We start from the raw sequence: 202 nt of genomic DNA on the forward strand, positions 1-202 counted from the left end.
CCAGGGCTGGTGCGCGCTCTCCCTGCTGCACGGCAGGATCGAGGCCCACATCGAGCGGGCCCTGCAGACCGGCCACGACCTGAGCGTGCGCGAGTACTCGCTCCTCGACGTGCTCGGCCGCCAGCACGACGGGAAGGGCGGGCACCTGCAGATGAAGCAGGTCGCCGACGCCGTCGTGCTCAGCCAGAGCGCCACCACCCGC

1 pseudogene is annotated in these 202 nt (G+C 72.3%); it reads left to right on the forward strand.

The window, feature by feature from the left end:
• A pseudogene (locus IG08_RS0153775) lies at positions 1-202 on the forward strand (MarR family transcriptional regulator); the annotation flags it as partial.

It is taken from the genome of Streptomyces fulvoviolaceus (assembly GCF_000718165.1).
Classification (GTDB): Bacteria; Actinomycetota; Actinomycetes; order Streptomycetales; family Streptomycetaceae; genus Streptomyces; species Streptomyces fulvoviolaceus.